The 8018-nt window shown below is 49.1% G+C and carries 8 protein-coding genes; 4 read left to right on the top strand and 4 right to left on the bottom strand.

Annotated elements, in window-relative coordinates; translation table 11 throughout:
* The 4 genes from Q0095_RS00675 to Q0095_RS00660 all read left to right on the top strand — a co-directional run.
* The coding region (locus tag Q0095_RS00675) for a hypothetical protein (protein ID WP_297880421.1) at positions 1 to 283 on the top strand (283 nt) is incomplete at its 5' end.
* Positions 280 to 2007: an ABC transporter permease gene (locus tag Q0095_RS00670; protein ID WP_297880419.1), complete on the top strand. Its 1728-nt coding sequence runs from the start codon at positions 280 to 282 to the stop codon at positions 2005 to 2007. The genes Q0095_RS00675 and Q0095_RS00670, both read left to right, overlap by 4 nt.
* Positions 2004 to 2780 (top strand): hypothetical protein, encoded by a 777-nt coding sequence (locus Q0095_RS00665; protein ID WP_297880417.1) that lies wholly within the window; start codon positions 2004 to 2006, stop codon positions 2778 to 2780. The genes Q0095_RS00670 and Q0095_RS00665 overlap by 4 nt, the downstream gene beginning before the upstream one ends.
* Complete coding sequence (locus tag Q0095_RS00660) at positions 2777 to 3868, top strand: ABC transporter permease (protein WP_297880415.1); 1092 nt, start codon at positions 2777 to 2779, stop codon at positions 3866 to 3868. The genes Q0095_RS00665 and Q0095_RS00660 overlap by 4 nt, the downstream gene beginning before the upstream one ends.
* Positions 3869 to 4054: 186 nt before the next feature.
* Here the strand turns inward: Q0095_RS00660 and Q0095_RS00655 are convergent, their stop codons facing one another.
* The 4 genes from Q0095_RS00655 to Q0095_RS00640 form a co-directional block, all read right to left on the bottom strand.
* Positions 4055 to 4708 carry a hypothetical protein gene (locus tag Q0095_RS00655; protein ID WP_297880413.1) on the bottom strand — a complete coding sequence of 218 codons (654 nt, stop codon included), beginning with the start codon at positions 4706 to 4708 and terminating at the stop codon, positions 4055 to 4057.
* Positions 4709 to 5205: 497 nt separating this feature from the next.
* Positions 5206 to 5970: an ABC transporter ATP-binding protein gene (locus Q0095_RS00650; protein ID WP_297880410.1), complete on the bottom strand. Its 765-nt coding sequence runs from the start codon at positions 5968 to 5970 to the stop codon at positions 5206 to 5208.
* Positions 5954 to 6934 (bottom strand): iron ABC transporter permease, encoded by a 981-nt coding sequence (locus Q0095_RS00645; RefSeq protein ID WP_002951064.1) that lies wholly within the window; start codon positions 6932 to 6934, stop codon positions 5954 to 5956. The genes Q0095_RS00650 and Q0095_RS00645 overlap by 17 nt, the downstream gene beginning before the upstream one ends.
* Positions 6934 to 7980, bottom strand: coding sequence for an ABC transporter substrate-binding protein (locus tag Q0095_RS00640; RefSeq protein WP_297880408.1), 1047 nt, complete (start codon positions 7978 to 7980; stop codon positions 6934 to 6936). Before Q0095_RS00640 ends, Q0095_RS00645 begins: the two co-directional genes overlap by 1 nt.
* Positions 7981 to 8018: the final 38 nt, after the last annotated feature.

Here is an 8018-nt window from a genome sequence, read left to right as displayed (position 1 = left end):
AATGCCGCGGTGCATAAAATTTCAAAGCCCGCCGTATGCGATCAAGCGATTAAAATTTCAGGGTGCGATGAGTAAAATGGGCACGAGCAGTCCATCTGTGCCGTTAAAATTTCAAATCTCGGTTGCGGCATCTTTGCAATTAAAATTTGGGGGCGTGCCAAATGCGACCCCGCGGCTAAAATTTCAAAGCGCGGTAGTCGCTAAATTTGCGCGATCAAAATTTAAGGGCTCGCCGCGAGCGGCGCAGTGTCGCAAAATCCGAGCACAGGGGCAGGGCGGATGAATTTTACCTTTTTAAAAATCCTCGTAAAAAAGGAGTTCGCGCAGATCGCAAAGGACCGATCGGCGCTCGTGATCGCGTTTTTGATGCCGCTAATTTTGGTCGTGATCTACGGATACGCGATGCGGATGGACATAAAGCCCGTCAAAGTGGGCTTCGTAAGCGATCTGGGCTCCAAAATCGAGCGTGATCTGCTCGGCGGATTTTTGGGCTCAAAATACCTGCAAACCCGCGTCTATACGGATTTAGAGAGCGCGAGGAGAGATTTTAAGGCGCACGAGATTGAGAGCATTTTGTATTTTGATCCGCGCTTTGCGGCGAAATTTCAAAGCACTTTGGGCGGACTCGGCGGCGCGGGCGTAAATTTAAATATCCATGGCGATGAAAGCTCCTCCACGCGCGGCACAAGCGATATCCAGAATATGAACGGCGGAGACAATGTCCGTCCGCTTGAGGACGCCAGCACGGGCGCCAGCACCGAGAGCGGCATAAACGCCTCCGCAGGCGGCGCCGGCGTAAGCAGTGAGGCTTCATACGGCAACGGCGCAGGCGGTAACGCGTACTCTTTTGGCGACGCCGGCGCAAATTCTAACGGCGCGACTGTAAATTCTAGCGGCGGTAGTATGGGCGCGACTGCGAATTTCGCCGGCGCAAATTCTCGCAGTAACGATACGGGCGGTATGAGCGCAAATTCCGGTAGCAGCGCAGGCGACATAGGCGCAAATCAAGGCAGCGCAAATTTAATCGGCGGCGCAGGCGATACGAATACGGGCCTCATGGGCGGAGCAGACGATCTCCAAAATACGAACGGCGGCGTCAATGCAAGCCCTTCCGCTAACGGCGCTCGCAGCGCGGGCGGCGCTGTAAATAACGGCGGCAGCTCAAGTAATGTAGGCGGCTCAAATGGTGCAGGAGGCGGCGCGAGCAATTCAAACAAAGACGGCGCCGAAATTTTCCTTATCCAAAATGCCACGCAGTCGCAGCTAGCGCTTCTTAGCTATGTTTACGTAGCAGGCGTAATCGAGCAGGTTTTGGCGCAAGATTACGGCTTTTTGAACGCAAATTTAAACGCCGCGGCAAAGCCCGTCAGCGTGAATTATCGCAGCTGGTTCAACGAAGCCAACGAATCGACGTGGTATCTCGTATCTGCCGAGTACGTGGGGATTTTGGGGCTCATCTGCCTATTTATGGTCGCGGTCGTGATCTCGCGCGAATGGGACCGCGGCACGATCGCCTCGCTTTACAACTCCAACGCAAGCGCGCTTGAGATCGTCACTGCCAAGGTCGGCGCGTATTACTTCCTGGCGCTTTTGGGCGGCGCGATGACGCTCGTTTACGGGCAGGTGCTTTTGGGCATCCCGATCCGCGGCAGCGTGGCGATGCTGCTGGCGACGCTTTGCGTCTTCGTGCTGGAGATGACCTGCCTAGGCATGCTGATCTCGGCGATCTGCAAAAATCAATTCCTAGCGCAGGAATACGCCATCGTCATCGGCTATCTGCCCGTGACGCTGCTTAGCGGCATGATATTCGATCTGCGCGGACTGCCCGCGGCGGTCAACTTCATCGGGCACCTGCTGCCGCCCACATACGCGGTCGAGTCCTTTCGCATCTGCTTCCTCTCGGGCGGGCAGAGCGCGACGCTGTGGGTGAACCTCGCCATTCAGGCGCTCGGAACGGTTTTGTTTTTCAGCTTGTGCGTGCTTAGCGTAAAAAGGGGCGCGCGATGAAATTTTTAAAATTTTCGCGCAAACAAACAGAGCGTGGATATAAAATTTTAAAATTTCTAGGCGCGAGACGCTTCGGCTTGCGAACGGCGACGAGGTTTTTAAATTTTACGCCAGCGTCGCGCAATGGATTTAGAAATTTAAAATTTACGTCCGTGCCGCGTAATCGGTTTGAAATTTTAAAATTTACGCGCGCTTCAGTGCCTTTTGCGGACATAGCGCAAAATTTCATATCGCGGAATAGATTTAAAATTTTAAAGCTTGTTTGCGAGCTGCCGTTCGCTCCGCGTCGTGTTTTGCCGCGCGTAGATAGTGCCGAAACAGGGCACGGATGCGGCATAGCAGAAAAACGGCGCGCAGTTAAGCTTACTTATGCGGGCGGATATTTGAATTCTGCGCAGCGCCGCATAGCGCGACTTTGTAGCGCAGCTGCACGGCACGGCTACGAAGCAGGGCGCGCGGAAAAATTTAGCAAATTTGACTTCGCAAACGTGCTTTTAAATTTCATCTCCTTGCCGCCGCGTAAATTTAAACTTGTGCTTTTAAAATTTTCGCCCGAACCGCCGCGTAATGGATTTAGAATTTTAAAATTTACGCCCGAGCTGAGTAATCGGTTTGAAATTTTAAAATTTACGCTCGCGCCGCATAAATTTAAACCTGCGTCCAATCCGTTTTTAAATTTTATCTCAAATTTCAATCCGCCCGCCCGCGCCGCTAAATTTGAAAATGGCGTTAAATTTAAAGGTACCGCTAAATTTAAAAAGGGTGCGCGATGAACGCTCTGCGAAAATCCCTGCTTCGAATTCGCGCGCTGATAAAAAAGGAATTTTTGGCGATGTTTCGCGACAAGGGCACGCGCATGGTGCTGATCGTGCCGGTGCTGGTGCAGGCGATCATATTCGGCTACGGCGCGAATTTCACCCCCGAGCAGGTGCGCTACGCGATTTTGGACGATGCCCGCGATGCGATGTCCACCGCGCTGGTACAGCAGATCGCCGCTACGCCGATGTTTAAGACCGAACTTGGCTGCAAAGACCTAACCTGCCTGCGCCGTGCGGTAAGCGAGGGCGAGGCGATCATCGGGATCTATTTCGGCGGCGATTTTGCGAATACGCACGAGCTTTTGATCATCGCGGATTCGCGCAATACGACCTTGGCAAACACCGTCATCGGCTTCGTGCAGGCCATAGCGGGGGAATACAACGCGCAGCATTTTGTCAATTTAATCAGCATAAATCCGCGCTATGTTTTTAACGAAAACACGATCACGCGCTATACGATCATGACGGGGATGATTTTGGGGCTTTCGATGATTCAGGTGCTGATGCTATCGGCGTTTAGCGTCTCCCGCGAGCGCGAGGAGGGAAGCTTTGATATGATGCTGATGACGCCCGCGAACCCGCTTGAGATGCTGATCGGCAAAGCCGTGCCGCCCGTGCTGATCGCGATCGCGCAGGGGCTCGCGCTGTTTTTGATCTGCGTATTTTACTTTGAAATTCCGTTCCGCGGGCGCTTTGCGGATCTTTTTGCGATCATCGCGATCTTTAGCGCCTGCAACGTAGGCATCGGCCTCGTGATCTCGACCGTCTGCAAAACCTCGCTACAATCGGTTGTGAGCTCGTTTTTGTTCCTGCTGCCGTGCATTATGATAAGCGGGCTGATAACGCCTGCGGACGCGATGCCGCGGTGGTTTTACTACATCGCGCACCTAGATCCGATGTATTATGCCAACAACTGCATGTGGCGGATCTATCTGGAGGGTGCGAGCCTAGGCGAGCTGTGGCATCTCATCGTGCCGCTGCTGCTGATCGGGCTTGGCACATTGAGCTTTGCGGCATCGCTTTTTAGAAATAAGCTGGACTAGAAATTATGGCGGTTGTATGCAGCGCAAAATACATGGTGCGCAAAAATTTTAAAATTTTTACGGATCGCGTTTAAAATTTGAAAGACGCCTCGGGATTTAAATTTTAAATCTGCTAGCGGAATTTTGAAATTTTAAATCTACTTGAGGAATTTTAAAATTTCATAGCGACGAGAGGTTTGCGAAATTTTAAACCTCTGCGTTTATCTTTTCTATCTTGCTCCAAGCTAGCAGGTGCACGATGCCGGTTATTATGAGGGCAGCAAACGGCAGAAGCAATTTAAATAATATGGCGGTGATAGTTAAAGCCGAGCTTGGGTCAATCTGCCGCTCGGAAAGAGCTAAAGCAATAACCGTTGCATTGCATAGCATGTTTAGTACGAAAAAGATGACGCAGAGCCACACGTAGGTGCGAAAAGTACTCACGCCGCTTACTCGCGCCAAAGAAAAATTTATACGAAACCACGATACGATCACATAGGCTGCGGCTGCGAGAAAGATTAGAATTCGCGTTATTTCTCTAAAATGAGACTGGTAAAAATACATACACGTCGTGGTACAGATGCAGACAACTATGCAACTACGGTAAAGTGCTGCCGCGTTTGTGCCGCTAAGCGCCTCAATTTTGTTAAGCGCTCGTAACCTGAAAATCACCGAGGCGCAAATAAAAGCGATCAAAATTCCGCTAGCGATATAATTTGTCATCTCGTCGTCAAAGATTCTTGGTCTGTCGAAAGAGATAAAGCCTACCACAATAAAAACTACGGGTAGCGCTGCTAAAAACAGATCGATTCCAGCGCTAATCATCCCATTTTTTCTTGCCTGAGATACAGTGTCTTGCATAATAAGCCCTTTTAAAATTTGCCATGAAGTATACATAAACAAACGTAAAGCACAGATTAAACTGCGAAGTTTAAAATTTCAAAATTTCATCGCAGCCAAATTTCGTTGCATTTGCACATGCTGCGGAATTTCAGGAATTCTACCAGAGCGAGAATAAAATTCCGCCGCGAGATTTTAAAACGGAATTTTGATTATGGATTTGCGGGGTAGAATTCCACTGTGAAATTTCAAAACTCAAGCGATAGCATGCTTTCGTTGCACGCTTAGAAAACTGGCAAGCCACAGAAAATTCCACTATGAGATTTCTGATCGGAATTCCCCGCGGCAAAATTTCACTATGGAATTTAGACTGGAATTCTATGGCAAAACCTCGATATAAAATTTTAATCAGAATTTCAAGGTAAAAATTCTACGATTTAAATTTTCGCCCAGGACAAAAATCCCACGATTTAAAATTTCGCGCCGATTGATGAGCTGCTTTGTCGCGCCGCTCATGCTTACCTCACCTGCGCGCTGAAAATTTGCGTGATGCTGGGGATTTGCTCGCCTTCCATGTCAAATTCCGCCGTTTTGATCTGTACGCCGTAGAGCGAGCTAAGCGCGGCTTCGGTTAAAATTTCGTTGCTTGCGCCGTAGTTGTAGCTAAGATCATTTCGCAAGATCAGTGTGCGATCGGCGACTGCGAGGGCGTGGTTGGGCTGATGGGTGGTAAAAACTATGCTCGCATCGCTATTTGAGCGTAGATTTGCGATGAGGCTTAGCACGCGGTCTTGGTTTTTGATATCAAGCGCGCTGGCAGGCTCGTCCAAAAACAGCACGTCGCTACCGCTAGCTAGGGCTCTAGCAAAGAGTACGAGCTGCCTCTGCCCGCCGCTAAGGGCGTTAAAGCTGCGCTTTTGCAGATGGGCGACGCCTAACGTATCCAGAGCGTCAAGGCAGATTTGAATATCCTTTTTGCCTGGTTTTGAAAAGAGGGAGATATCACGTACTCGCCCCATCAGTACGATGTCAAGCACGCTGTAATCAAACGCGACATTAAAGCTCTGCGGCAAGAAAGCAAATTTTGCCTTGCGCACGATCTCGCCTTCTTTAGGCTGCAAAATCCCCATCATACACGACATTAGCGTGCTTTTGCCTTGCCCGTTTAAGCCCAAAATCGCTAATGTTTGAGAGCTGGCAAGCTCGAAGCTTAAGTTGCGAAAGCAGAATTTTTCCGCCTCGTAGTAAAAGCCAGCGTTTTTTACCTCAATTAGATTTTGCATTTTTGGCACTCCTTTTTAGAAGTAGGGCAAAGATCGGGCTTCCTATGAGAGCGGATAGAATTCCTAAAGGAATTTCGGCGCTACTTAGCGAGCGAGATAGATCGTCGATTGCCAGCATAAAGATCGCTCCTGCGATGAAGCAGGCAGGCATTAGCTTCACGTGGTCGCTGCCCGCGATGAGCCTGGTGGCGTGCGGCACCACAAGACCTACCCAGCCGATATTTCCGCTGACGCTAACTTGTACGGCGATCAGAGCGGTGCAAAGCGCTAGGATCGTGCAGCGCAGAAATTTAACATCCACGCCTAGCACGCGCAAATCATCATCATTTAGGCTGAGTAGATTAAAACGCCATCTCAGCGCGATCAAGACTGCAGAAGCGGGCAGGGCGATCGCGCACATCAAAATTACTTTATCATATCCTGCGCTTACGAAGCTTCCTAACAGCCAAAAGACGATATTAGGTAACACTTCCTCATCGTCTGCTAGATACTGCACCAAGCTCGTAAGTGCGGCAAATACGCCGTTAATGACTATACCTGCTAAAATGAGTGAGAAAATATCGGCGCGTGCTACGAATTTTGCCAAAAGATAGAGCAAAAATAGCGCCGCAAGCCCGAAGCAAAATGCAAAACCCGCAAGCCATAAGCCGCTCAATCCTAGCAAGATACAAAGCGCGCCGCCGAATGCCGCTGCGGTGCTAACGCCTACGATGTGCGGGCCAACGAGCGGGTTTTTAAATACCGCCTGTAAGCTCAAACCCGCGATAGCAAGCGCTCCACCGCAAAGGCTGGAGAGTAGAATGCGCGGAATTCTAACATCCAGCATCACACTTTTGGCGGCTTCATCGCCGCCTCCGCTAAAGAGAATTTTAAAAATTTCTTCTAGCGGGATATGAAACTGCCCACTAGCGAGCGAGATTAACGCCAGCACTACCCAAAAAAGAAGCAGGATTACGTTTAGCATTATTTTTGATATTTGACGCGGTAAAATTTCTCGTAGAATTCCTCTACTTTTTTATCAAAGTTTGCGTCCTTAAAATTTTGCGGATAAAGTTTCATCGCAAGCCATTCCTCACCAAGCGCCATTGCTTCGGCAGTCGGATGACCCCATGCTTTAACGAATTCGGGCATTAGATAAATTCTATCCTCTTTCACGGCGCTAAGACCTTTTAGCGCAGGGTTTGCTTTAAGCTCGGCAGGTACTTGAGGATAGCGGTTTTGCACTAAGATAATCTGCGGATTCCATGCTAAAATTTGCTCCGGCGAAACCTGCTTGTAGCCCTTTATATCTGCAGCGGCGACGTTCGTCGCACCCGCTCTTGCTAACATTACGCCAGTATATTTGCCGCTACCGTAGGTCGTAAGATCAGGATTTGCCATATAAACTCTAGGTCTTTTATCTACGATAAAATTACTAAATTTGGCATTTAAATCAGCTTGCGATTTTTTAACGAAATTTATTAGTTCAGCGGCATCCTTTTCGTGATTGCTTAGTTCGCCTAGAATTTTAACCCCCTCGTAAAAGCCCTCATCGTAAGCAGCGAAGCTATCGCGCTCATCTTTAAAGGTCGGATTTAGCTTAGCTTTTTCCTCTTGTGCAGAGCTGAAAAATGAAATACCTATGACTGGGATTTTCAACTCCTCCATTTTAGCGATATATTCTTTAGGGAAGTAGTTGACCACTACGACCGCATCAGGCTTTAGACTAAGCAGAGCTTCGTAATTGACATCTTTGATATCGCCCGGATTAGGTAGGTTTTTAAAACTCGGTGCCAAACGATTATACTCTTTGCCTAGGCGTTGCTCCCAGCTTTTTAGGATGCCTACGACCTTATCTTGGGCGTTGATTTCGTTTAAGACATTGAGCGCTTCGTGGTGTAGCACGACGATGCGATTTACTTGATCTGGGATCGTGACCTTGCGACCGAGCTGATCTGTAATCGTGCGATCTGCAAAAGCCGGGCCAGCGCAAAGCACTGTACCAAGAAGGATTGAGTGAAGTTTAAGCATTTTTTCTCCTTGAAAATTCCGCAAAATATGCGGGATTA

Source organism: uncultured Campylobacter sp. (assembly GCF_938045535.1).
GTDB lineage: Bacteria > Campylobacterota > Campylobacteria > Campylobacterales > Campylobacteraceae > Campylobacter_B.
The sequence above is the reverse complement of the archived record's forward strand: the minus strand, read 5'-3'. Positions and strand labels throughout refer to the sequence as shown.

Bases quoted from the DNA above. Each gene is read 5' to 3' on its own strand.
- Q0095_RS00670 (WP_297880419.1), top strand. From the start codon at position 280: ATGAATTTTACCTTTTTAAAAATCCTCGTAAAAAAGGAGTTCGCGCAG.
- Q0095_RS00665 (WP_297880417.1), top strand. From the start codon at position 2,004: ATGAAATTTTTAAAATTTTCGCGCAAACAAACAGAGCGTGGATATAAA.
- Q0095_RS00660 (WP_297880415.1), top strand. From the start codon at position 2,777: ATGAACGCTCTGCGAAAATCCCTGCTTCGAATTCGCGCGCTGATAAAA.
- Q0095_RS00655 (WP_297880413.1), bottom strand. From the start codon at position 4,708: ATGCAAGACACTGTATCTCAGGCAAGAAAAAATGGGATGATTAGCGCT.
- Q0095_RS00650 (WP_297880410.1), bottom strand. From the start codon at position 5,970: ATGCAAAATCTAATTGAGGTAAAAAACGCTGGCTTTTACTACGAGGCG.
- Q0095_RS00645 (WP_002951064.1), bottom strand. From the start codon at position 6,934: ATGCTAAACGTAATCCTGCTTCTTTTTTGGGTAGTGCTGGCGTTAATC.
- Q0095_RS00640 (WP_297880408.1), bottom strand. From the start codon at position 7,980: ATGCTTAAACTTCACTCAATCCTTCTTGGTACAGTGCTTTGCGCTGGC.